The organism is Paenibacillus sp. J2R1T-4, assembly GCF_059692235.1.
Genome location: NZ_JCAUBA010000002.1, coordinates 517237 through 543293, shown reverse-complemented (window position 1 = coordinate 543293; position 26057 = coordinate 517237). Strand labels below are relative to the sequence as shown.

At 45.7% G+C, this 26057-nt stretch carries 18 protein-coding genes and 1 pseudogene; 5 read left to right on the top strand and 14 right to left on the bottom strand.

Features of this window, described 5'->3' with window-relative positions:
- The first annotated feature begins 144 nt into the window (after positions 1 to 144).
- Positions 145 to 1323 (top strand): glycosyltransferase, encoded by a 1179-nt coding sequence (locus AC58QD_RS06100; RefSeq protein WP_497331073.1) that lies wholly within the window; start codon positions 145 to 147, stop codon positions 1321 to 1323.
- A 131-nt stretch (positions 1324 to 1454) separates the two neighbouring features.
- On the opposite strand, the gene AC58QD_RS06095 is transcribed toward AC58QD_RS06100, so the two are convergent.
- The 6 genes and pseudogenes from AC58QD_RS06095 to AC58QD_RS06070 form a co-directional block, all read right to left on the bottom strand.
- A complete protein-coding gene (locus AC58QD_RS06095) occupies positions 1455 to 1850 on the bottom strand; it encodes a VOC family protein (protein WP_497331071.1) in 396 nt (131 codons plus the stop codon).
- Between the two features lie 290 nt (positions 1851 to 2140).
- Positions 2141 to 4651, bottom strand: coding sequence for a hypothetical protein (locus tag AC58QD_RS06090; RefSeq protein WP_497331069.1), 2511 nt, complete (start codon positions 4649 to 4651; stop codon positions 2141 to 2143).
- A 139-nt stretch (positions 4652 to 4790) separates the two neighbouring features.
- A pseudogene (locus AC58QD_RS06085) lies at positions 4791 to 4901 on the bottom strand (CHRD domain-containing protein); the annotation flags it as partial.
- 80 nt (positions 4902 to 4981) lie between these two features.
- Positions 4982 to 5368, bottom strand: coding sequence for a DUF3221 domain-containing protein (locus AC58QD_RS06080; protein WP_497331067.1), 387 nt, complete (start codon positions 5366 to 5368; stop codon positions 4982 to 4984).
- Between the two features lie 54 nt (positions 5369 to 5422).
- The gene (locus AC58QD_RS06075; protein ID WP_497331065.1) at positions 5423 to 6094 is read right to left on the bottom strand and encodes a DUF3221 domain-containing protein; all 672 of its coding nucleotides are present in this window, start codon (positions 6092 to 6094) and stop codon (positions 5423 to 5425) included.
- A gap of 64 nt (positions 6095 to 6158) precedes the next feature.
- Complete coding sequence (locus AC58QD_RS06070; RefSeq protein WP_497331063.1) at positions 6159 to 7373, bottom strand: chromate transporter; 1215 nt, start codon at positions 7371 to 7373, stop codon at positions 6159 to 6161.
- Between the two features lie 130 nt (positions 7374 to 7503).
- Here AC58QD_RS06070 and AC58QD_RS06065 point away from each other — a divergent pair, with 130 nt between their 5' ends.
- Positions 7504 to 8679: a MalY/PatB family protein gene (locus AC58QD_RS06065; RefSeq protein ID WP_497331061.1), complete on the top strand. Its 1176-nt coding sequence runs from the start codon at positions 7504 to 7506 to the stop codon at positions 8677 to 8679.
- A 145-nt stretch (positions 8680 to 8824) separates the two neighbouring features.
- Here AC58QD_RS06065 and tkt read toward each other — a convergent pair whose 3' ends face one another.
- The gene (gene tkt / locus AC58QD_RS06060) at positions 8825 to 10858 is read right to left on the bottom strand and encodes a transketolase (RefSeq protein WP_497331403.1); all 2034 of its coding nucleotides are present in this window, start codon (positions 10856 to 10858) and stop codon (positions 8825 to 8827) included.
- A gap of 99 nt (positions 10859 to 10957) precedes the next feature.
- Between tkt and AC58QD_RS06055 the strand changes: the two genes are divergently transcribed.
- Positions 10958 to 11857, top strand: a complete 900-nt coding sequence (locus tag AC58QD_RS06055; RefSeq protein WP_497331059.1) for a LysR family transcriptional regulator — start codon at positions 10958 to 10960, stop codon at positions 11855 to 11857.
- Positions 11858 to 11887: 30 nt separating this feature from the next.
- Here AC58QD_RS06055 and AC58QD_RS06050 read toward each other — a convergent pair whose 3' ends face one another.
- The 6 genes from AC58QD_RS06050 to AC58QD_RS06025 form a co-directional block, all read right to left on the bottom strand.
- Positions 11888 to 13243: a dicarboxylate/amino acid:cation symporter gene (locus AC58QD_RS06050; protein ID WP_497331057.1), complete on the bottom strand. Its 1356-nt coding sequence runs from the start codon at positions 13241 to 13243 to the stop codon at positions 11888 to 11890.
- Between the two features lie 370 nt (positions 13244 to 13613).
- The gene (locus AC58QD_RS06045) at positions 13614 to 14930 is read right to left on the bottom strand and encodes a deoxyguanosinetriphosphate triphosphohydrolase family protein (protein ID WP_497331055.1); all 1317 of its coding nucleotides are present in this window, start codon (positions 14928 to 14930) and stop codon (positions 13614 to 13616) included.
- Positions 14931 to 15062: 132 nt separating this feature from the next.
- A complete protein-coding gene (odhB, locus tag AC58QD_RS06040) occupies positions 15063 to 16409 on the bottom strand; it encodes a 2-oxoglutarate dehydrogenase complex dihydrolipoyllysine-residue succinyltransferase (RefSeq protein WP_497331053.1) in 1347 nt (448 codons plus the stop codon).
- A complete protein-coding gene (locus AC58QD_RS06035; protein ID WP_497331051.1) occupies positions 16402 to 19323 on the bottom strand; it encodes a 2-oxoglutarate dehydrogenase E1 component in 2922 nt (973 codons plus the stop codon). The genes odhB and AC58QD_RS06035 overlap by 8 nt, the downstream gene beginning before the upstream one ends.
- 165 nt (positions 19324 to 19488) lie before the next feature.
- Positions 19489 to 20463, bottom strand: a complete 975-nt coding sequence (locus tag AC58QD_RS06030; RefSeq protein ID WP_497331049.1) for a cation diffusion facilitator family transporter — start codon at positions 20461 to 20463, stop codon at positions 19489 to 19491.
- Complete coding sequence (locus tag AC58QD_RS06025) at positions 20456 to 21769, bottom strand: hemolysin family protein (RefSeq protein WP_497331047.1); 1314 nt, start codon at positions 21767 to 21769, stop codon at positions 20456 to 20458. Before AC58QD_RS06025 ends, AC58QD_RS06030 begins: the two co-directional genes overlap by 8 nt.
- A 233-nt stretch (positions 21770 to 22002) precedes the next feature.
- On the opposite strand from AC58QD_RS06025, the gene AC58QD_RS06020 reads away from it, so the two are divergent.
- A complete protein-coding gene (locus tag AC58QD_RS06020) occupies positions 22003 to 22779 on the top strand; it encodes a DUF1836 domain-containing protein (RefSeq protein WP_497331045.1) in 777 nt (258 codons plus the stop codon).
- A gap of 67 nt (positions 22780 to 22846) precedes the next feature.
- Entirely contained in the window at positions 22847 to 23926 is a 1080-nt protein-coding gene (gene xerS, locus AC58QD_RS06015; protein ID WP_497331043.1) for a tyrosine recombinase XerS, read from the top strand.
- On the opposite strand, the gene AC58QD_RS06010 is transcribed toward xerS, so the two are convergent.
- Complete coding sequence (locus AC58QD_RS06010; RefSeq protein ID WP_497331041.1) at positions 23927 to 26056, bottom strand: molybdopterin oxidoreductase family protein; 2130 nt, start codon at positions 26054 to 26056, stop codon at positions 23927 to 23929.
- Position 26057: the final 1 nt, after the last annotated feature.

Genomic DNA, 26057 nt, shown 5'->3' with positions numbered 1-26057 from the left:
TAGGTCCGGGATTAACTGAAATGAAATTAAAAATTAATTTTCTTCGTTTGGGTATTTAACTAAACAAGCTTTGATCTATCGAATACAATGGCATAACGCCTAAACAGTGAGGATCCACATCTGAGGAAGAAAGGGGAGATTGTAGTGGCTGTCCGCTATAGTGTTATCATTCCAAGCCATAATCGGGCCCAACAACTTTTACTTACGCTGGTTTCATTTGAAACACAATCTTTTCCAAAGCATCTTTTTGAAGTCATCGTAGTAGATGATGGCTCTACAGATAGCACCCGTGAAGTGGTTGAAGGATATGGAGCATCTTACACGCTTACTTATTTATTCAATCCAGAGCAACGCGGTCGATCGTTCACTAGAAATCTGGGACTTCGTGAAGCTAAAGGACTGTACATTATTTTTTGCGATGCTGATTTTGTGGTGCTGCCCGAGTTTATTTATATATTAGATCGTTATCACCGTCGATACCCCAGAGCGGTTCTCTCAGGCATCCCCCATTCGTGGAGTAACGTGTATACGCATTATCACCCTGATTTCTCGCCAGAAGAAAAAGAACAGTTCCGTTCCGTGCTATCGCAGTCTAACTTATGGAAAGAGGAATATGAAACGGCCGATCAAGTCCTTCCAGTCATTACACCAGACGATTTACTCCATTCAACGGGTCAACTGTCAAAAGTTGTACTTCCCTCGAATATTCCTCCTAATGTACTTCAGCAATTTGGAAGAACAGATGTCGCTCCCTGGATCTTGCTTATTACGCGCTGCGTATCGATCCGACACAAGGATTTGACCCGTATTGGAGGGTTTAACGATCGTTTTATCAACCATGGTCTCGAAGACTGGGATCTTGGCTATCGGCTGCATCGATTGAAGATCCCTTTTCACAGCATCAAACAGGTTGTTGGCTATCATCAGGAACATCCTGCTTACACTAGAGGGGTTAGCTCTAATACTGAAAATTTGAAGGTCATGTACGAATTATACGGATTCCGTGATCCTGAATTGAATTTATTCGCCCTAATTCCAGCATGGGAAGATGTTGAAGCTTACAAACATATCATACGGGTATTGCGCAAAGGGCTTAGGTTCAAGTCATCCCGATCAACAGCCCTATTGCTAAAAAGAACACTGCGCATCTCTGCTAAATTCTTCTTTCAACCCACTAACCTTGAAAAACATCAAAATTCCTTGGGAATCATAAGAAGAAAATTGAAGTTTAAAAAGAGCAGCAGGCCTGCAACAATAGTATTGAGAAGGGTTCTTGATAAATCATCTGAATTCATATCAAACGTCCAAAGCGATTCGCATTAACTGATCATCTTTGTAGTCTCGATCGAACAGACATTCAGGGGGAGACATACTGTTCTCCCCTTGCTCGTAGTCCATATTTATCAATGATCTGCCTATGGGTATAACTTTGGCCGGGACCTTCAATATGTTCCCTATCCCTTCGGCTGCCAGACTTTAAGTTTATTGCCGTCGCAATCATAGAAATCAAATTCCCAGAACCAGCCCCGATCGTACAGTTCCTCGACATGGATCCGCTTCTCTACCGCATACTCATAATGCTGCGCGATATCAGAAGAACGGAAACAAATGACAGGCATCTCGAATCGCTCCTCCTCTTTGATCCAGACGTTTGTCTCGAAGCGAAGCGGTCGATGCTCTCGCGACTCGAGAAGGAAGATCTCCTGCTTTCCAGCAAGTAAGTGGTCGCCTTCTATCACGAGTCCGAAGTGTTCAACGTACCAGGCGGAAGCCTTTTCTTTATCGGTTACAGGTAAATAAACAGCGTCAATACCCGTTAGTGCTGCTTTCTTCTTATCTAAATGTTCCATCGACTAATCCTCCTATTTGTTGACTAGCTCCCGCGAATAATCTTCTAGTCTACTACACATATGCTACCATAATTCCGACCAGTCATTGCATATTGTTTACATATTTATAGTTATGTTCACTTAATTGCACACTGGGTCTTACTGTTCCAGTTTATATTGTTGCATGATGCAAGTATATGTCGCGTGATATAGTTGCATCATGCAAGTATAGACCAAAAAAAAGAAACTGCACTATTAGATGCAGTCACAGGTTTGGTTAGACTATGAGTCTATTTCTATTTGCAGACCATTTATAGGGTCTCTGTTTTGACAATCACTGCAAAAGCACTTGGTCCAAGCTCCATTACGCGGCCGTCTTGATCAGTCGATTCATAGAGTCTCAGTCTCACTGACTGCTCCGAATGGTTTGTAATAATTACACGATCGATTAACACAGCAACGTCCAGGGAGACATCATCGGTCGGATCTAATAACTCAACCTCACAGTCTGCTTCAAGGTATCCGCTGCGATAGGCTTCCAGTCTGCCGCTCCACTCATAGTGAGAGCGCGTAATCCGATTATTACCAGCGTAAACAGGAATCATCATGCTGCTGTAATCGATCGACTTTTCAGCGGTAACGGTCTGTCCTCTAACGCTAAGATGCCAATAGACTAAATATCCTTGAGTTTCAAGGATGGTCGCCTCATCTTTGTTGCACTTAAGCTTTGCGGTCTGCACCACTCCTGCTCTTGTTTCTTCCAAGTTTCGATTAGGCATAGTGATGACGATCAGGGGCGGCAGCGTTTCGCCTTCAGGCAATTCAAAATGCTCCATATGATTCAACACCAACTGGTTCTCGACACCTGTATATTTGGGAAATTCATGCCGGTTCAAGTAGTACATACCGTTGGATCCGATTACATGATACCCCATTTCATGATCGAGATTCAGGTAAGGAACCGGCGAGAAGCTCTTGAGCTCGTCTAATTCTTTTCCAAAAAATCCTTTAAAGCTGACAGATGATCCTTCGGGAAAATACAAGGTTCGGTGTCCTTTGGCTACATCAGACAACTCTTTGTAATATTCGTTGCGTACCCCGATCATACCGGTTCTAAGCTGTTTGATCCGACAATGCTTCAAGGCTCGAAACTGTTCCGCATATACCGACCTGCCGTCTGGAAGCGATACGAAAGCGACATCCTGTTGGATTTCCCGGTCCCCCCTTGTGATGGAGACACAAGCCCCAAAGCCGTTCTCCTCAGGGTGAACGTTGTAGCGATCTACATATCGGACACGGGTTTCGTTCGATAACCCTTTTACACCATTCTTATCAGCGAACTCCACGATACCCGTATAATTGGTGAACATCGGAGTCATACTCCAGATACCCTTTTCCGGCATTACAACCGCCATTACATTGCTTCGCCAATTGAAAGCATTGAAGATACCTTTCGTCCGGTGAATGATTACACTGCCAATCGGATAATAATGCACACCTTCCAATCTACGCTGAAGCTCCTCGTTATCACTTGGTTGAACACCATTACCGCCGAATACATGAAGTAGATAACACTCCAATAAGCTCCAAGCATTGAGTGGCTCCAAGTGTTTCAAGCTTTGATATATAGTAAGCCAGTATTGCTCTGCATTCTCTTCGACCAAACATCCAGTTGTGTGGCTACGCTGCAAGCGGTCCATCTGTAGAAGCAATTCCCTCTCTATTCGGGCCGCATCCGCATTCTCATGAACCACATTCATGATCGCATGAGTGAACAGTGATTCATGTTGCTTGACATAGTACCAGTCCTGTCCTTGCACGGGAATACCTTGGCCGTCCTTTTGAATGCATTTCAATACAAGATCCTTGTAAATCAACTCATTGTTATGAAGGGTGCTGGATAATGCATCTACACCCCCGACCCATGCAGCAAGCAGTTGTATAGCCCTGAGGTTGATGCCGGACTTCAAATAATCTGGATGGACAAAACCATGATTCTCCGTTGTCAAATCAGCATGAATCGTTACGTTGCGAATCGGCGGGATCTCGGTTGCGGTCGTACGAGGAGTATGGGCTGGAAGTATGGTTTCTTCCAAATAACAGTCCTTATAAGTAACGATGGAATTAATGGACCACTTGACAAATCCTTTTTTCCATTCTTCGTGGTGAGGATGTTCCGGAAACGTGTTCAGCGCCGCGCTAAGCCCATTGGCCGTCCATGCATTCTCCTCTTCCTGGGTGTCGTTATATGTACCTGTTCTGGGCTTTTCTTCACACCATCGATCGGCGTAAGAGGCAGTGATGTTCTGAACCATGATTTTGGTCTCATCATCCAGGTCATCCCACAGGAACCGGGAAGCCAGACAAAGTCCTGCTATGCTTCGTCCCGTTTGCGTCGCTCGGAAGAAGTCTTCGTCCGGATGCCCCCATTTTCGCCCGCTGTTGGCTGGATTCGCACTCAATGGCCGTACGCAGTCCTCGGGTCCGGTACCATGCGTAAACCCCAAATAACGAATCGCTTTGATCGCGCGCTCTTTCAATTTCTCGCGCGAGATTCCTGTAGCTCCGACGTCATACTCACCGATTTTGCATAAGATCGCATAGATCGCAGCAGGGAAAGAGGTATCGGTTCCATATCCATGACATCCCCCAAAAAAATGCCCGCAATCCGTTCTGCCATTCCATTCTTCGTACGTACTGTCGGCATGTTTCACCCATCGTTGAAGAATCTGAAGATATTGTCTGGACATTTCACCTTCTTGGACAGCTGACCATTGAATAGGCTGAATCTTCCATACTTTCGTCGCCATCGTAAACTGCATGTCATCACCTCACAAAGACTAGATTGAGTTACAGAACTACATAAATATTAATGCACCGAAGTGGGATTTTTATATGTCTTTATAGGGTTAAATATGTATAAAGACACTACCTTTTGAGATAGTGTCTTCATCGAATCTATTATCTGCGGATTTGTCCCCGGATCTCGCCGTTCGGATGCTCTATGGTATGCACATTAGCATAAGCGTTGCCTTTTTCGATCTCTCGAACCAGATCTAGGATCGTTTTCCCTCCTTGAGTCACCTTTTTAATGTCACGGACGACAAGGCGAAATCTAAGACGTGTGATATTATCACTGACTTCAAATATCGCTAATTATACTCCAAAATAACGATTTGCCCCGCAGTGGCCTGCACTGGGTATGACTCTGCAACAGGGCCAACAAATACAACCTCCACCTGCTGTCCTAATTTCAACTCATCCATCGACACTTTAACTGTTTTACCCTCCTCGAGTCTAATCATCTTAGTGCTATTGGTTACCTTTATGCTTGCTTTATCGTAATCGGTATCATTTTCCTTGAGGCCTTCCACCAATATTCGTTTCCCTTCAATACCTTGCAGCGCATCCAAGGTCACAATCTTGCCGCGTATGGACACCCCTTGATCGCCCCCGCTTTCTCCGATCTTAGCATTCCCGCAACCAGATACCATGAGCAGACATCCAAGCAGAAGCAGAATGGCTGAGATTATTTTCATTGGACACCCCGATTCAAGGAATTAACAAACTATAGGGAAAATGTTCCTTTAACACTATTCCACAACGACCTTCAAACCAGCAGCTTGAGCCGGGTATGATTGGTTAACCATGCCTGTTGTCCATACCTTAACTTCACGTCCAACGAGCGATTTGTTAAATCCCGTAGTTACTCTCTTTCCTTCTAGGATCAGAATTCCATCAGATGTGAGCTCAATATATGTAGCTTCCGGGTCATTCGTATTCCCATTCTTCTTCTCTTCGTTCATGATCAAGATTTGCTTATATGGATCATCGCTGAATGATGTAATTTTACCTGTTACGTGCGCTGGGCCCGTACAGCATGCCCATACAGATAGCTGGACAGGAAATTCGGTCCCCGCAAGCGCATATATAGACTTTTTGATTTCTGCCAAATCTGCTTCTGTAATCAAATGTTCGACATCAATTTTACTTCTAACTTGCATCAAGATGTGATCTTTGCCGACACCAAGCATCTGAATGAGGATAGAATGTGTTTTCTCAATTGCTGTCCGGTTATCCGAGATCATGTTTTTATACGTATGTAAGGTACTCGAAGGTGTCGATTTAACAATATCAGAGGGTGCCACAGATGCAACCGGAGTCGGGCTAACAGAAGTCGCCGTAATTCCCATTTCCTTTTCAGCGCATGAAGTGAGTAACCAACACTGAATTAACATCCCTACTATTATCACAATTCTTCTCATATGCCCTCCATTGAAAGCGTTTATCTTCTTCCAATCAGACGGGATTGTTGCCAAAAGGTTGCATCTACCCGATTATTATTCCGCCCATTACCCCAGCAATCACCACAACCCAGGGCGGCAGCTTCCAGAACATTAACATGACGAATAAAATTGAAACAAGTACGAAATCTTCTGATTTGTCAACGGCCGTAGTCCATAACGGGTTGTATAGCGCAGCAAGCAGAATACCAACAACAGCAGCGTTTATTCCCATGAATGCACCTTGAATCCGATGACTCCTGCGCATTGAATTCCAGAACGGCAGCGCACCGACGACAAGCAGAAAAGCAGGTAAAAAGATGGCTGCTGTTGCAACTAACGCACCAGGGATTCCACCAATAACCGCCCCCAAATAGGCCGCAAACGTAAATAAGGGTCCCGGTATCGCTTGTGCGGCTCCATATCCGGCCATAAAGCTGTCTTGGCTGATCCAGCCTGTTGGAACAAGCTCCTTTTCCAACAATGGAAGCACCACGTGCCCTCCGCCGAAAACCAGAGAACCTGAACGGTAGAAGCTGTCAAATAAAGATATGAAACCTAAGCTGGAACCATTTAGTTCACGAATGAGGGGCAACAGGAATAGAAGTCCGAAAAACATTGTCAAACACAGGAACCCCATTGTTCTACTGATCGGAATATGTAAATTCGCAGTAGCTGGCAGCTCTATTCTACGATACATCCATAGGCCTAAGAGACCTGCAGCTGCCAAGAGAAGAATCTGAATAAGCGCGGATTGCCACAATAATGTTATGGAAGCAGCTGCAATGGCAATCGTGATTCGGTTGCGATCCGGAGTCAGCTTCTGGCTCATACCGAGAACGGCCTGAGCGACAATAGCTACTGCTACTAAATGAAGCCCACGTATCCAGCCTGCCTCTGCCACATTCATCCCCTGCAATAGATAGGCGAATAGCACTAATATCAGGACAGATGGCAAAGTAAAGCCGATCCACGAAATGATCCCGCCTAATATACCAGCACGAACGATACCGATACCTATGCCGACTTGACTGCTAGCGGGACCGGGAAGGAACTGACATAGGGCTACCAGATCGGCATAACTGCGCTCATCCATCCATTTACGCCTGCGAATATACTCGTTATGGAAGTACCCCAGGTGGGCGATCGGTCCCCCGAATGAAGTCAACCCTAGCTTGGTAGATACCAATAGCACCTCTAGAAGTGCCCTGCCTCCGCTTCGCGGTGTGTTCTTATCAATGTCAATGGGATTGTCGTCCACTAATCTACTCTCCTATCTTATAATATGTGCTAGTTCACTTATAGGAAGTGTAATCCTAACTGGCAGTTTTGAGCAAGTTAAGAGTTCATGTTACAATGGAACATAACTGTTTACTAAGGAGGCTCCCCTATTGAGCAACAATTTCGACCAAAGAATTGACCGTCGCAATACCCGTTCATACAAATGGGATCAAAGTGATAGATTATTCGGGGATAAAGACATATTACCCTTGTGGGTAGCCGATATGGATTTTGCAAGTCCTCCTGCTGTTCGTGAGGCTTTGGAGAAGCGTAATTCGATCGGAATGTACGGTTACGCTTTTCGAGGCGAGAGTTATCTGGATGCCATCCAGAGCTGGTTCGCTAGAAGACACGGCTGGTCGATTGAGAAGCAATGGATCTCTGACTTGCCTAGCGTTGTTACTTCCCTGAGTCTTGCTGTCGAACAGTTCAGTGAACCGGGTGCGCAAGTAGTCGTTCAATCTCCTGTGTACTATCCTTTCTACGATGTCATTCGCAATAATGACCGGGAGATTGCCATCAACCCATTAGTTATCCGTAATGGTCGATATGAGATGAATTACGAGCACTTGGAATCGTTATTTCAAGGCGGGGCCAAGCTTATTCTTCTCTGCAGCCCTCACAACCCAGGCGGCAGAGTATGGGAACGCGAAGAGCTGCTCCGACTCGGTGAGCTTTGTTTGAAATATGGAGTCAAGGTAGTATCTGATGAAATTCACTGTGACTTAGTGCTGCCAGGATATAAACATATCCCATTCGCTTCTCTATCACCTGAGCTTGCTGACATTACGATCTCGTGTCTCGCTGCCACGAAGACGTTTAACTTGCCTGGCTTGCTTACTTCTTTCACAGTGATCTCTAATCCATCCATGAGACGCATCATTGAACATCGGATCAAAGCACTTAGTTTACATATGGCCCCCCACTTTGCTCAAGACGCCGTGGAAGCCGCTTATAATCATGGTGAATCGTGGTTGGATGAAATGATTAAGTATATCGCCGGTAATATGGATTACGCGATTCGTTATTTGGACGAGCATCTGCCAGAAGTAAAGCCGCTTCGCCCTGAGGGCACCTATCTGCTTTGGATCGACTGTCGGGGCTTGGGATTAGACGTGAATGGCTTGAAGGAGTTGATGTTCCGTAAAGCTAAAGTCGCCTTTACCGAGGGCTCCGTATTCGGGACCGAAGGAGAAGGCTGGCTTCGTATCAATTTAGCTTGTCCCCGTTCGATTGTGGAAGAAGCTTTAGAAGCTTTTTGTAGGGCTGCAAAGGATCGGGTATAACAAAAAAAGAAGCTAATTGTTCATGTTTCAAGAACAATCAGCTTCTTTTTCTGCTTCCATTATGCTTTCCCCGAATAAGAGTAGTTTACATAATTTTATTTATGTTAACTTAACGAATACACCAGCATTTAATTAATGACATTAATCATTCCAACATGGCATTAATTCTGGCAACCACATGGCCTACGGTAAAACCATACTCACCTATGATCTCCTCAGATGGTGCAGAAACTCCATATCGATCAATGCCCATTACATCCCCACTGCGACCCACATACTTATGCCATCCCTGGGATGCCCCCATCTCCACTGCTAGAGTAACCTTGATTTTCGGATCAATTACTGAATCTCTGTATGATTGCGATTGCATATCGAATAATTCCCAGCACGGCATGCTGATTACTCTAACTCGCATACCTTGCTCCTCTAATATTCGCTGTGCACCTATTGCGAGTTGTACTTCTGATCCTGTGGCAATAATTTGGGCCTGCAGGCTTTGTGGGCTTCCACTTCTCGCATCGGATAATACATAGGCTCCAAATCTTACTCCGAGAGGCGCTAATCTGTCGGTTCCAGGCAGGATCGGCAAAGGTTGGCGTGACAGCAGGAGTGCGCAAGGACCCGTCTTATTCTCCATCACATATTTCCAGACCTGGCTCGTCTCATTGGCATCCGCAGGGCGAAAGACGTTAATACCTGGCATTGCTCGCAGTGAAGCTAATTGTTCTATCGGCTCGTGAGTAGGACCATCCTCCCCTACAGCTATGCTGTCGTGAGTAAATAAATAGATGACGGGCAATTCCATAATAGCGGCTAGCCGGATCGCTGGACGAAGATAGTCAGAGAATACAAGAAAAGTAGATGCATAAGCTCTCACTCCTCCGTGCAATACCATTCCATTCACAGCTGCTCCCATAGCAAATTCCCTTACCCCGAATGAAATATTACGCCCCTCATAACTGTCTTTAGTTAGTCGAGCAGCTGTTCTAATTCTCGTCTTCGTCGATGTTTCGAGATCTGCCGAACCGCCAATTATGAAGGGGACATTGTCTGCAATAGCATTTAGCGCTTTTTCTGAGGCACCACGTGTAGCTATTGAAACATCCGCTGCAGAATCGTATAAGGGCAAGTAATCACCCCAACCGCTTGGAAGAACTCCATTTACAGCATCATGATATTGCGCGAAGAGATTCGGATAGGCCATTCGATATTGTTGAACCAACTCATTCCAAGCCGCTTCCTGGATCTCTCCTTTCCGTCGTATCTCTTCAAAGTGCTTCTTCACCTCATCAGGAACAAAAAATGTTGGTTCACTAGGCCATCCGTAGAAATCCTTCGTAAGCAACGTTTCTGCTTTTCCAAGCGCTACTCCATGAGATCCGTGCTCTCCCGCTTTGCCGCTCTTGTTCGGGCTGCCATAGCCTATGGTCGTTTTAACCTCTATGATCGAGGGTCTAGGATCGGCTTGGGCTTGTGAGATAGCTGCATTAATTTTTTCCAGATCATTGCCGTCCTTTACGAATTGCACATGCCAGTTATAAGCCTGAAATCGATCTAACACATTTTCTGAGAAAGACAAACTCAAGTCCCCATCCAAAGAAATATCGTTAGAATCGTATAACACGATCAGCTTCCCAAGCTCGAGATGTCCGGCCAATGAAGCAGCTTCACTGGACAGACCTTCCATCATATCGCCATCCCCGCAGATCACGTAAGTGAAATGATTGATGATTTCGAAGCCTTCCCGATTATAGTTCGCCGCAAGATGAGCTTCAGCCAGAGCCATGCCCACTGCCATACCCAATCCCTGTCCAAGCGGACCTGTAGTTGCATCTACTCCTGGCGTATGACCGAATTCTGGATGACCAGGCGTCAGACTGCCAGATTGTCGGAATCGTTGCAGTTCTTCAAGAGATAAGTTGTACCCGCACAGATGCAAGAGGCTGTAAAGCAGCATCGATCCATGACCTGCCGATAGCACAAATCGATCACGATTCATCCAGGAAGGATTACTCGGATTGTGCGACATGAACCTTGTCCACAGTTCGTAAGCCATTGGAGCGGCACCCATAGGCATACCTGGATGACCGGAGTTGGCTTTATCGATTGCATCAATTGCCAATGTACGTATCGTGTTAATCGATAATTGATCTAGCTTCTTCTTAGCATTTTCATAAATAAAATAGCACCTCCATTAGGAACTCAAAGTGATTATAATAGAGATAATTATATTTATGAAATTGATAATACACATATCAGATATAGATGGAGGTAATAGATGATCGCAAACTTAGAGTTGTATAGAGTGTTTTATTGGACAGCCCGTGAACTGAATCTTTCAAGAGCAGCAGAACGTCTCTACATTACGCAGCCAAGTGTAAGCCACGCCATTAAAAAACTGGAGAACGAACTCGCGGTACCGTTATTTCATCGTGTTGCCAAAGGTGTGCGTCTATCGGAGGAAGGCCAGCTGCTCTATAACCAAGTAAAACAAGCCTTTAACTTTCTCGAGGCGGGAGAACGTCAGATTGCCGAAACGAATAATCTGACGCGCGGTGAGCTTCGGTTAGGAAGCAGCGATTCATTGTGTAAACATTACTTACTACCCTCTCTCGGGCGTTTCTGTAAAGATTACCCCAAGATTCGTCTGGACTTGGTTCACGGCACCACTCCCGAAATCATTCGTAACATCAAGGAAGGCCGGATTGACTTCGGCATCGTTCGATTGCCTTTAGAAGAGGATTCTTTAACTATTATCGAAACGATCACCGTTCAAGATTGTTTTGTGGTTGGTCCCAGATATTCGGAACTGAGTCTATTCCCAATCTCGCTGCAGCAATTAGTAGATAATCCGCTTATCTTATTCACCCGGACAAGCAGCTCCCGTCAGTTTATCCAAGAGCTAGGACGCGTACATGGTGTTCCTATTGAACCTGAGATAGAGCTCGCGAGTGTGGATCTGCTTATTGAATTTGCCAAGGCAGGTCTCGGTATTTCATTCGTGACTAGACAATTCGTACAAGCGGAGTTAGATAGCGGCAGGCTTGCCCAGATTAAGCTGACCGAGCATATCCCGCCTCGTAAAATTGGAATCGCATATTTGAGAGATAAGCGGCTCTCCTCTGCCACAAAAGTGTTTATTGAGCAGTATTTGAACGACAAAAACGGAGCAGGATAAAATTCCTGCTCCGCCTCAATTCAATTAAGTTTAAGCTACAACTGTATCGAGTGGATCTTCTTCATCACGATCAAATGCAGCGCGATCGAATTCACCCTCGGAGTTAGCGACAAGCAACGAAGTAACCGTTGTACCTGTTGCATTGACGGCTGTACGTCCCATATCAATGAAGGCTTCTACTGCAATTACAAGTCCCATTCCTTCGAGCGGCAATCCAAGTGCAGTTAATACAACCGTTGTTGAGATTGTGGCAGGTCCAGGAACTCCCGCAACCCCGATGGAGGAGATGACAGCTACAAGCACAAGAACGAAATAATCCGTAATGCTAAGATCAATATTGTATACCTTAGCAACGAACACGGCTACGATTGCCGGCCAGACCCCGCCGCATCCGTTGAAGTTCATCGTGGCACCGAGTGGAGCAACGAAGCTCGCTATTCTCGGAGATACTCGCAGACGCTTGGTGATTACTTCCAAGTTAATAGGCAATGTTGCATAGCTGCTTCGAGTCGTGAAGGCAACCGCTACTGTCGGGTAAGCTTTCTTGAAGAACTTGATTGGATTCACCTTGGCCACGAAAGTAACCAGACCGCCGAATACGAGTACAAAATGCAGGATAAGTGCGACATAAGAGGCAAGAATGATTTTGGCAAGAGGTGATAAGGTCTCTAGTCCGTATCGGGCTGCCATTGCGGCTACCAGTGCATATACACCATATGGAGTAAGACGAATGACATATTTAACGACTTGATGAAGCACATCGGCCAATGATTTCAGCAAAGTCTTCACAGGCTGCACCGCATCAGGCTTCTTCGAACCGACATGAATAATCGCTACGGCTACGAAGATTGCGAAGATCAGCACCGGTACTACCTTACCGCCAGCCATATCACTGATCGGATTGGATGGAACCAAGTCCAGAATGACTTGGGAGAAGGTTGGGACTTCTCTGGCTTTGAAATCTTTGGCTACCGATTGTGAGATACCTGCTCCTGGATTTACAGCAAGTGCTACAATCAATCCGATGATCGCAGCGACTGCCGTTGTAGCCAAGAACCAGGATATCGTCTTAACCCCAATCTTTCGAAGCTGACCAAGACTAGATAAAGATGCGATACTGTTGATCACCAATACTACAACAAGCGGCATAACTAACATTTTGATCAAGTTTACATAGATCGTTCCGATGGTACTGACACTTTTGTAATCCAGTTTGCTTGTGTTGAAAATAATACCGGCCAGCAGTCCAAGACCGAGTGCGATCAATACCCGCCAACCAAATCCTACTCGCTTCTTCGCTAAAAAGAATAATGCGCCAATGACTATAACAGAAACAAGCAAGCTGACCCAGTTTGTCTCAATAGCCGATAATAAATTGTTTTTCATACCCACATCTCCCTTTATCTCCGATTAATACAATCGGAATTCTAAGTATTAAGATACTCCGGGTCTGATAGTCTGTCAACAACAATTTAATTCCCTTTTTCTACCTCCCCGCTAAACTGTGAATTTATTCTACTTTCCTTACATTGTAATCGCTTTCTTTTATGTCGTCCAACACTCTTTTTTTCCCTCTGGCTGTTAGGATTTCATAATTAAATTGTATGTATCGCAACTGCAATCATGATTAACTTAACTCCCTTCCCATAAGAAATATACAATTCTGATTAGACGCCAAAAAGCGCCGTCCTTAAGTAGAACGGCACTTATCATATTTCCTCCATAAAGGAGCTATTCCTGCATTTCGACTACCTTCTCAGTCCATCTCATAGATCGATCCAGAGCGGCTGGCAAAAAACTCAGCATACACCTTTTCGGCATACGCATCAGTCATCCCGGAGATATAGTCGGCCACCATTCGCTCCCATGACCATTTGTCCTTATGATGTTCATAGCTCTCCAACCAATCTGGAGGAATAATGAGACTTCCGGTCTCCTCCACCTTGAAGCTGTCCCATAACCGTTGGATCATAACTTCACTGCGTTTGTGCAGCCGCTGCACACGGAAATCCTTGATCAAGGTTACCCAGGCAAGCTTCTTAAGGATTTCCATCGTTCGTAACAGCTCAAGGTCCTGCTGTCCGTCACGAATTAAGGTTACTTTTTTCCAACCAGATTGTGGATCGTCTATGATCCCTACCTGATTGGCAAATTTATGGACCCAACGGGCTTTCATCTCCCGTCTTGTTCGGGATGGCTCACGTCCGCACTCAACATAAATGCGTTCCCATTCCTGAAGATAATGCAGCAGCACTTGCTTGACCATTACTCGGCGATCAATTTGCTCCCATTTCATCGCAGAATTCCCTGGATCATTGATGATTTCTTGAATGACATGCTCGACCAACCGATCATCCTCGAACAAATTGCGGTTCATCTGAATTTTGCCGGCCCGAATCCCGTCTTCAATATCATGGGTAGAATAGGCAATATCGTCACACAAATCCATTAATTGTGCTTCAAGTGTGGCCAACCCTTCCGGCATTCCCCATGACTCTCTTAGCTGCTTGATACTGTCCCATTCCATACTATATACACCCTTATGTCGGCCAGGCTCATCGATACAGAAAGGGTATTTATTGATGGCAAGAAGTACAGCTGCCGTTAGGTCCAGACCGCTGTCGCTCCCTGCTCGTTTCTCTAGAAACATCAAGATTCGATAATTTTGCGCATTACCTTCATAAGAGAGTCCGAATTCCTCTGTCAACAGCCGATTAAGTACTTCTTCCCCTTTATGGCCAAATGGCGGATGGCCAAAATCATGCGCCAAGGAAGCGCACTCCACCACTTCTGGTTCCAGCATCAATCCAGGATGTTCATTGCCCGACAGGAACGAATACATTCTCCCTAATCGTTTGGCTACCTCTCGCGCAATCTGTGACACTTCCAGCGAGTGGGTCAGACGAGTTCGATAATAGTCGCCAGAACCTGCACCGAATACCTGCGACTTCCCTTGCATCCTTCGAAGAGCTGGTGATTGGATGAGCCGAGCATAATCTTTGTCGTACTCCTCCCTTTGCTCACTGGAGTGAATACTACCTTTGTCGTGTAACCGTAATTTGCGAAGGTTCATACCCGCATTCCCCCTGCATCCATAAGCTGTGGTCATTATAGTGTATGATAACAAGCCTGACATGGCCATACAAGCTGATATAGGGGGAGCAAATATGGGCTTTATGTGAATTCAAGTGCTTGAGCATGCAGCTTATCCCTCCAGTAACAGGGACTCTGGATCCTCCAACAGTTGTTTTAGTGTAACGAGGAATCGGACCGCTTCTGCTCCGTCTACAATACGGTGATCGTAGGATAGAGCAATATACATCATTTGACGGTTCACAGTCGTATGCTCATCAATTGCTACTGGCCTTAGTTGAATCTTGTGCATTCCCAGGATACCCACTTGTGGCGCATTCAAGATTGGAGTCGATAATAAGGAGCCGAACACACCGCCATTAGTAATAGTGAAGGTGCCTCCTTGCAGATCTGATAAGGCTAAGGTGTTCGATCTTGCCTTCTCAGCCAATTGACCGATTTGCTTCTCAATTCCAGCGAAGCTGAGTCGATCCGCATCTCGAACGACCGGGACGACTAGACCTTCCTTGGCAGAAACTGCTATCCCGATATCGTAATAGTTCTTGACTACGATCTCATCGCCTTGAATCTCGGCATTAAGCAGCGGGAAAGCTTTCAATGCGCCAATAACCGCTTTGGTGAAGAAGGACATGAAGCCAAGCCCTACTTCATGCTTCTCTTGGAAGGCTTGCTTCCTGCGTTTGCGAATATCCAGAATCGCTGTCATGTCCACTTCATTGAAAGTAGTCAGCATAGCTGCCGTTCTTTGCGCTTCAACCAAGCGATTAGCTATCGTAATGCGTCTTCGTGACATTTTGCGGCGTTCAACTGGCTTGTTGTCCGAACCTGATTGCGTAGCTCCAGTAGCATTAGCAATCGCGCCAACAGCAGGAGCTGACGGCCTTGCACTTGCACTATTTGCGGTTGATGCAGGTTTCACAGGCTCTTGTTGCGGTTTCTCGCTATGTGCTCGAACTTCCTGCTCACTTATTCTCCCGATAGGATCATTGGGAGTGATTTGAGTCAAATCAATGCCTCGGTCTCGAGCCAGCTTGCGAGCGGCCGGAGATGCTATAGGCGATGATGCTTGGTCATTTACAGCAGTTTGGCGCTGTTGTTGAGCCGTCTCCGCTTGTGGAGCAGATGGCGCTGTTGCTTCCGACGAGGCGATTGGTGCTGCAGGTGTAACAGGCTCTTGTTCAGAGCGGTTCACTTCCTTCGCTTCAACATTACCGTTCACGCTACCGCTGTCGCCAATCTGGGCAATCGCTTCCCCCACACTAACCGTATCACCTTCTTGATGAAGGATCGAGCTGATCACACCTGCCTGCTCGGCAGCTATCTCGATATTGACCTTATCGGTCTCTAACTCAGCAAGCAATTGACCGTCTGTTACGGTATCCCCTTGTTTGACATGCCATTTAATAATCGTTCCTTCTACAATGGATTCACCCATCTCCGGTACTTTTACATCACTCATTGCTGATATCCCCCTTAACATTCGTAGTTGCTGCAGTGCGTTTCAAGGTAACCGAGATAATCCGATTCTGCTCTATATTATGGATATGTTGGAAGCCGCTTGCCGGGCTAGAGCGCTTTGGACGCCCGATATAGCGTACGCTCATGTTGTCCGAAGCACGCGCACGTAATCTTGGCTCAATATAATTCCACGCCCCCATGTTCTGCGGCTCTTCCTGGACCCATACAATTTCTTTCAAATTAGGGAATCGTTCGATAATGCGTTCAACATCCCCTTTCGGGAATGGATACAGCTGTTCAAGCCGAGCAATATGGAGCCAGCTCCAATCCTTGGATTTCGACTCCGTCCCCTCCTTAGGATTGTCCTGTTCGAGAGCGGTTGCCAAGTCGATAGCCATCTTACCTGTACATAGAACCAGTCTTTCCACTTTATCCGGTTCCCCACCAAGGCCTGGTTGCTCCAGAACGGATCGGAATGAGCCTTCGCTGAAATCCAGCGGATCGGAAGCAACAAGAGAATTCCGAATTAAGCTTTTTGGTGACATTACGACTAGAGGACGTGCCTCATCGCTATTCGTGCTGGCTGCCTGTCTTCGCAGCAAATGGAAGTACTGCGCTGCAGAAGATAAGTTGACGATAGTCATGTTATCCTCTGCTGCAAGCAACAGGAAGCGTTCGAGACGCGCGCTCGAATGCTCCGGTCCTTGTCCTTCATAACCGTGCGGCAATAACATCACCAGGCTGGAGTTCTGCGACCATTTTCCACGGCCTGCTGCTATGAATTGGTCAATAATGACTTGGGCCGAGTTAGCGAAATCTCCGTATTGCGCCTCCCAGATAACAAGTGTTTCAGGAGCAAATACATTATAGCCATAGTCAAAGCCAAGTACAGAAGCCTCAGCAAGCGGACTGTTGTAAATGGCGAACGAAGCTTGAGCCTGCGGTAAACGATGCAACGGCGAGTAAGAATCGCCTGTATGGGGGTCGTGAAGCACCAGATTCCGGTGTGCAAATGTCGCACGCTCTGTGTCTTGACCGCTAAGTCGAATAGGCTTGCCATCGGCTAAGATAGTGGCGAATGCTAATGTTTCGGCCAATCCCCAGTCCACCTTACCGCCATCATTCAAAGAATCGGCACGCCGCATGAGTACACGCTCGAGCTTGTTATGAACCGTGAAGCCTTCCGGCCATTTCAACAATTCGGCGTTGATTGTACGCAGTTTATCCAACGGATAAGCAGTAATCACCTCGGTCTGGCGACGCTTGGAGCCTCTCTCTTCTATACCCTTCAGCTGATCATTGAACGGATTATCCTTCACTTGATCCAATGCAGCTTGAAGGCGGACAAGACCTTCTTGCTTCACCTTCTCCAGCTTCTCTTCGCTTATAAGGCCTTTATCTTTTAGAACCCTTGAGTAAAGCTCAGCTACTCTAGGATGTTTGCCTAATTTATCATATAGCAAGGGTTGCGTTGTACCTGGATCATCCGTCTCGTTGTGACCATATCTGCGGTATCCGATCAGATCAATCAGGAAGTCTTTGTGGAAACGATGTCTATAATCACAGGCCATGCGCACAGCAGCAATACATGCCTCCGGATCATCCGCGCTAACATGGACGATCGGAATTTCGTATCCTTTGGCCAGATCGCTTGCATAATGAGTGGAACGGGAATCATTGCTCTCTGTTGTAAATCCGATTCGGTTATTCACGATAATATGGATCGTACCGCCATTCTCATAGCCGGTTAGCTTCTTGAAGTTAAGAGTCTCTGCTACGATTCCTTCACCGGCAAAGGCAGCGTCACCGTGCATAAGCACACAACCGGCCTTACCGAAATCAGCCTTCGGATATCCGCGAGAGGAACGATCATCTTGAGCAGCACGTGTAAAGCCCTCAACTACTGGATTCACATATTCCAAATGGCTTGGGTTATTCGCTAATGTCAGACGAGTTTCAACCGTCTCTCCCGCTTTGACTGAACGGTGAGCTCCAAGATGATATTTCACATCCCCTGTCCATCCGATATTAATGCCGATTGAACCTTCAGAGGGGAACAAGTCCTTATTAGGAGCATGGTGAAACTCAGAGAATATAGCACTGTAAGGCTTGCCAAGCACATGCGCCAACACGTTAAGACGTCCGCGATGTGCCATTCCCATTACAATGTCTCTCGCTCCATCGTGGGCAAGCTCGCGTACGATCTCGTCCAGCATGGGTACCAGCATATCGGTTCCTTCAATGGAGAACCGCTTTTGGCCTACGAAGGCGCGTTGAAGGAAAGTCTCGAACTGTTCTACCTCATACAAGCGATTAAGCAATGCTACTCTCTCGTTTGTACCAAGCAGCTTCCCAGACATCCCTGTCTCCGCTTGGCGATTCAACCAGATCCGCTCATTCTCCGCATGGATGTGGCCGAATTCAAACCCGCAGGAACCCGTATACGTTTCCTTCAAGCGTTGAATGGCTTGCCAGCCAGTCTGCACAGATGCCGGAGCTTCTTCCCATATAAGTGAAGCAGGTATGGCAGTCAAATCCTCTTTTCTTAGATGGAACGTTTCTAGCTCCAGCAGACGTGTGTCTACTTCCACACCAAGCTCAAGCGGATCAATTGCAGCCGCTAAATGACCATAAGTCCGAATGTTGCGGACCAACTTACCTGCATCCACCACTTTTTTGAGAAATGTGGGATCCAGAACACCCAGAGCACGGCTGCCATCTTGAGCAGACACTTGAGCTCCAGCACTTATGCTTGATGCAGTGGGAGGACCCCAACGAGCAAATAGTTCTCTATAAGACGGCTCTACATCGTCCGGATTGCTTATATATCGATCATACATATCTTGGATGTACCCCAGATTGGGGCCGTGATACTGATTCCAGGGTGAACGGTCCATATCAGATCCTGCTGTCATGCTGCTTACCTCCGATTATTCGTAAGTGATTACCTTTGTTGATACCATAATAATCCACGGTAATCATATCGTATAATATTTAATTCGTATCAAACCGTTCTCAAGTTGAGATTGAATAGTTTGAAGATAATCCACCCCCACCTGTTAAGTGGGGGCATTATGTAGTTATGTGGATTTCTTTTGAGATTGTATCCAGTTCTTAACATTATTATCCTCGATAATCGCCAAGGCTACATCGGATATATCAGGATCATTCAATAAGATATCGCGATTACGGAATTTCACATCATCTGCATCAGCCAAAGTCATTCCTTTACGCAATTCAATAATGGCTTCAACATGATAAGTCCGTCCTTCTTGAAGAATTCGCATTTGATTGATATCGACTACCTCCGGATCTGCAAGAAGAAGGTTTGCAATCCGATTCTCCACATCCACAGGTGCGGAAACGCCTATTAAACCAACCATATTGTCATATCCCACCTTGAATGCTACTCCGAACATTAATATTCCGATAAGAATGGCAGCAATTCCATCTAATTGATTGAAATCAGAGAAGCGAGATACAACAACAGCTACTAAAGCAAGAACAGCTCCGGATGTAGCCACAATATCCTCATAGAATACAAGCCTTGTGGGAGGCGCTGCTCGACCTACATTGCGAAAAGCCGCCCCAACAATAGCCAAGCCAGACACTTTAAGTCGCGCTTCCTTGATAATTTCCTTCATGGCTTTGAACAAGATCAGACCATCTATTACAATAGCAACGGCAAGCACTATAAAGTTAAGGGTGAAATTACTGGCTTCCTCGGGATGAGCGAACATTTTGAACCCTTTAAGCACGGTTTCATACGCCATAATCGTAACAACAAGAACCGCTATCATACAAAATATATTAATGATCCGACCGAAGCCTGTGGGAAAACGGCGGGTAGGCGTGCGTTCTGCAATTACACTGCCTGCAAAGACAAATCCTTGGTTAATAGCATCTGCAATAGAGTGCATAGCTGAAGCGAACATGGCACCGCTGCCGCTAATGACCGCTGCAATCCCTTTGAGAATCGCTAACGCTGTATTTCCAAGAGCGGCTACAGCTGAAGAAGTATTGCCTTTCTTGATAAGTCGCCATAAGCTATTCATAGCTTTCTTCTACCGTCCCCTCATTGCGCAAGATTTCCACTTTGCGGATCCGATGTTTCTCTTTCTCAAGCACTTTGAACGACATATCCTGATACTTCACAATCATTCCTTTTGTAATCTCAGGGTTGCGGCTGTAGAGCCATCCTCCGATTGTATCATGATGCTCGCTAGCAAGGTCCGTGTGAAGCAGCTCATCTATATAATGTAAAGTAGCCACACCGTCAACTATAATATGTCCATCCCCGATCACTTCGATCTCTACCCGTTCTTCATGGTCGAATTCATCTCGGATTTCCCCTACAATTTCCTCTAGAATATCTTCAATCGTGATCATCCCTGACGTCCCGCCGTATTCATCGACCAGGATAGCAATATGAACTTCCTTCTGCTGCATGAGCTTCAACAACTTATTTACCTGCATGGATTCTGGAACAGACAGGATAGGATGAACAAGTGTCTTAACATCAAAATCCGGGTTATCGTGGGTGCGAAGGAAAAACTCCTTCGTATTGATCATTCCGATGACATTATCTTTGTTGCTGTCTTGAATGATTGGGAAGCGGGTGTACTGCTCCTCTTTAATAATCTCCAAATTCTCTTGATAAGTATTTTCTGAAGACAGACAGATCATATCGGTTCGAGGAACCATTATTTCACGGGCTAATAGCTCATCAAAAGCAAATATTCGATTCACATAACCAAGCTCAGCCTGGTTAATATGACCACTCTCGAAGCTTTCGGACAGAATAATCCTCAGTTCTTCTTCCGTGTGCGCATCTTCATGTTCTTTAGCGGATTTCATTCCAAAAAGGCGAATGAATCGATTTGCTGACCCATTCAATAACCAGATAAAAGGGTACATGATTTTATAGAAAATAATAATAAGTGGAGCAGTGAATACTGAAATGGCTTCCGCCTTTTGAATCGCGAGTGTCTTAGGAGCCAACTCCCCTAATACAACATGCAGGAAAGTAATAACTAAGAAAGCAATAAGGAATGAAACGATACTTATGACTTGATCAGGAAAGGAGAACCGTTCGAACAACGGATGCAGCATTTTCTCAAAGGTAGGCTCACCCAACCATCCAAGTCCGAGGGCAGTAACGGTAATTCCCAATTGACAAGCAGATAAGTAGCCGTCGAGATTGGAAGTTACTTTACTTACTGCTACCGCATTTTTCTTCCCTTCAATGACCATTTGATCTACACGAGAAGGGCGGATTCTTATTATGGCAAATTCAGTTGCAACGAAAAAAGCAGTCGCCAAAATAAGTAAAGCTACAAGAAACAAATTAAAAGCAATCATAGTTTCACTCCTATTAAGATCATTATGAACGTTTATTTGAGTAGTTCATATGAACCATTATACATGGTTACATCTCGTTACATCAAACCCGTGTATATAGCATACTTAGCCAAATTCATTCTATTTGAAGCGTAAGGAGCAGAAAAACACTTAAAACAACTACTATTTCGCTTTGACACGCTTTTAAATAACTCTTATGATTAGTTCATATGAACTTGTAAGGTGGAGATTACATGGAAACCTTTTATTTAACGCGCAAAGAGATGGCATCCTTACTGCTCTCACTTCAAGGAAAGACGAGTAAGTCACCTCTGGCAACGCTTCAGGAAGCATGGATAAAGTCACACAAGAGTGATATTGAACATGGAAAGTCGTTCGCTGCGTTTATCTCCACATCGCTTCCCCCAATCTTCGAGAAGATGATTCGATCCAATTGGCGAGATGTTGGATTTTCTCTAACAGATATTGTGTCCTTAGGTAATCAAATCGAATACACGAATTTTTCAGTTACTTCCATACAAAATTGGGTTAAGCGGGACATTAAGGAAAGGCTCGGGGGCCCGCGGCTTGGAAAAAAGTATTCAATCGATCAAGCGGCCCTCTTGTTCTTTGTAGATGATCTTAAGACTACATTGGATTTTGAAGCGATACGACAATTGTTGGATCTCATCTTTCATAATCCTAATGATGATGCTGATGATCTTCTCTCCCCTACTGCCTTGTACGCTGCTTACTCATCCCTTTTCGAGGACCTTGACCAGAACAATGATCAACTGCTGGACGTTCAAGGCCATGATGCAGGCAAAATAAATCAAGACCATATGTTAGAAGGATTAATTAAGCGAAAGTCGGAGCAATATGCTCAGAGCTTGACACACCTGAATAAAGAACAGCAAGACGCGGTAAGCCACGTTCTTGTGATTGCCATGGTTTCTGTGCAAGCAGCCTACTTGCATTCCATTGCGCAACGTTTCCTTAATGCTACTTTGTTCCTGCATGATCTCAACTGACTGCTACTCATTTAACATAACTATAGTTATGTTAACTAATACAAATTCCCGACTGGTGGTGTGCGGAATGGTTAATGTCATTAAACAAAAAGACCGTTACGAATTAGATAAAAAAGTACCGTCCATGCCGTGGTATATAGAAAAATTTATTAATTACAAGCTCCCTGATCTCTCCCCCTCCTCCCTGCTGGAATACATTCGTGATTACGAGACGTTCTTCAACTGGTTACTAGCGGAAGGAATTACCGAGGCTGCCAGCGCAAAAGAGATTCCAATCGAGGTTCTAGAAAAACTGAAGATGGACAATGTGGATCATTATAAAATGTTCCTGGCCACAAAGAAAGTGAATGCGAATACGAAGACTACAATCTCTCGCAAGCTATCCTCCCTGCGTTCTCTATTTCACTATTTGAGTCAAATTGCGGAGGATGATGACTTTTATCCGCTCCTTAAGCGTAATGTGATGGCCAAAGTAGAGATAAAGCGTACCCATAAACCGAAGGACTCAGCTGCGAAGCTGGAAGGAAAGCTTTTGCAGGAATTTGAGATTCTGGAGTTTATCGATTACGTGAAGACTGGGTACCCGCTAAGCGTTGCTCGGAATAAACAGGCCCTCTATTCCTATGAATTGAATCGCATTCGAGATATTTGCTTGATCAGCTTAATCTTGAACTCAGGTCTGCGGGTATCGGAAGTCGTGAATATGAACGTAGATGATCTGGATCATAAGAAGCGGCTTCTATATGTATACAGAAAAGGAAAGAACGACGAGACTTTCAAGACTCCCGTGTATTTCCGTCAAGATGCGGTGGAGGAGCTTTTGGCTTACATAGAAATCAGGCAGCTGCGTTACAATCCGGACAAAAGAGAAAAAGCCTTATTCCTGGCCGTTGCGAACGGTTCGAAAGAAGGCAAACGTATGACCAAACGAGCGATTCAGGAAATGGTAATCAAGTATGCCAAGTCATTCGGGAAACCTTATCTGTCAGTGCATAAACTAAGGCATTCCTTCGCAACAGATTACTATTTGCGTAATGATCTGTACAAAACTCAAGAGCAGCTTGGACACGCCTCACCGGAAACAACACAAATCTATGCGCATCTCACGGATAAAACAATGGCTGAGGCAATTGATAAACGTGAATAGCTAATCTGCACGCTCGATTCGGACCGCACATATCTTGAACTCAGGCATTTTGCTTGTAGGATCTAACGCATCATTCGTAATACGATTGATCGAAAGCTGCTCTCCCCAATGAAATGGGACAAATACCGTTCGCGGTTGAATGCTCTCCGTCACTTTTACTTGAAATTCCAGACTCCCGCGCCTGCTAGTTATGCGAATTCGATTGCATGCTCCAAGCCCTGCTCTGGCAGCTAACCAGGGATGAATCTCGGCAACGGGTAGTGGTGCTTTTTTGTTCAGCGGTTCGGTCCTGCGCGTCTGAGCACCGCTTAAGTAATGGTTGGCAAGTCTGCCAGTAGTTAAGATGTAAGGATAATCCGAATCTATTGGTTCTGCTGGCATTTTGGGTGTGATCCCGTTCAGGCGCGCCCTCCCGTCGGGATGATGGAACTTCTCCTTGAAAAGCATCGGAGTACCCGGATGGTCCGCCGTAGGACAAGGCCAGAATATACCTTTTTCCTCCCGCAACCGATCATACGTAATTCCGTTGTAATCTGCTTTTGCCCCTGCTGTTGTCAAAGCTAGTTCTGTGAATACTTCTTCAATAGAAGCATATTGGAAATAGTCCCCTCGCCCGAGTAACTCAGCAAGCTCACACAAAATCCGATAATCAAGTTTGCTGTCACCTGGTAATTCAAGCACTTGACCTCGGTGGAACACGCGTCCTTCAAGATTCGTTAGTGTCCCTTCTCCCTCCATGAATGACGATCCGGGTAATAACCAGTGCGCTAGACGAGCTGTTTCCGTCTCGAACAGATCTACTACTACGAGCAGCTCCAACTTCTGCAAAGCCCGCTCGACGACTCGTGAATTCGGGCTGGATACAAGCGGGTTAGAGCCAAGAACGATCATCGCCTTAATCTCTCCCTCGTCTGCCTTCTGAAGCATTTCGTAAGCTGAGACGCCCTTACCCGGAAGTTCATCAGGATCGATTCCCCATATCCGCGCTACATAATCGCGATCATGGGGATTTTCGATCAGGCGGTAGCCTGGCAATTGATCTGCTTTTTGCCCATGCTCACGACCGCCTTGACCATTAGCCTGACCTGTCACGGCTCCGTAACCGCATCCTTTTCGCCCTATTTTCCCCGTAATGAGAGAAAGGTTAATGTAGTTAAGAGTATTCTCTACACCATTGACCTGCTGCTCAAGACCTCGTGCGGTCAGCACGATTCCTGTCTCAGCCCTGGCGTAGCCCCTTGCTATTGTACGGACGACCGCTTCCAGAATACCTGTCAACTCCTCTACTCTAGCAGGGGTGAATGGTTTCACAGCTTCAACAAGCTGTTCCAAACCGACTGTCCTCTCCTCGATGAACGACTCGGCATATAGCCTTTCTTGGACGATCACATGCAAAAGACCATTGACGAATACGGAATCGAATCCAGGTTGAAGACGAACATGGATGTCCGCCAGCTTGGAGGTCATCGTATTACGCGGATCAATCGTCACGATAACTGCACCATTCTTCTTCGCTTCAAGTAAATAAGGCACCATTGTGGGCTGACATTCTGCAATGTTCGTACCAGCAAGAATGATATATTTCGCATTTGGAATTTCCGACAGCGGCATAGTCATCCCGCGATCAAGACCGAACGCCTGGTTGCTGGCAGCGGCGGAGGAGGACATGCAATACCTTCCGTTGTAATCGATATACTTTGATCCTAGCGCTATCCGTGTGAATTTGCCAAGCAAATAACATACTTCATTCGTTAAGGATCCACCGCCGTATACGGCTACTGCATCTTTCCCATAATCAGCTTGAATCTGCTTAATCTGATTTGCAATCTCACCAAGTGCGTGATCCCATGAAGAGCGAACCCAACCTTCACTTGATTTCTTATGAGGTTCCGTGAGTCGTTCCGGATGCACAACATGATCTAATACGTTCAAGCCTTTCTGACACAACCTTCCTGTCGCCACTGGAAAGTCATGTCTTGGCTTAATTGCATAACCAATACTCCGTCCAGCATCGGGAACGAGCTCGAGACCGCACTGCATGCTGCAAAAGCAGCAATGGGAAGCATTCGACTTGTTATTCGCAGTTGCAAGCACCGGTACATTTGCTGTTGTTGCTGGACTTTCTAACATC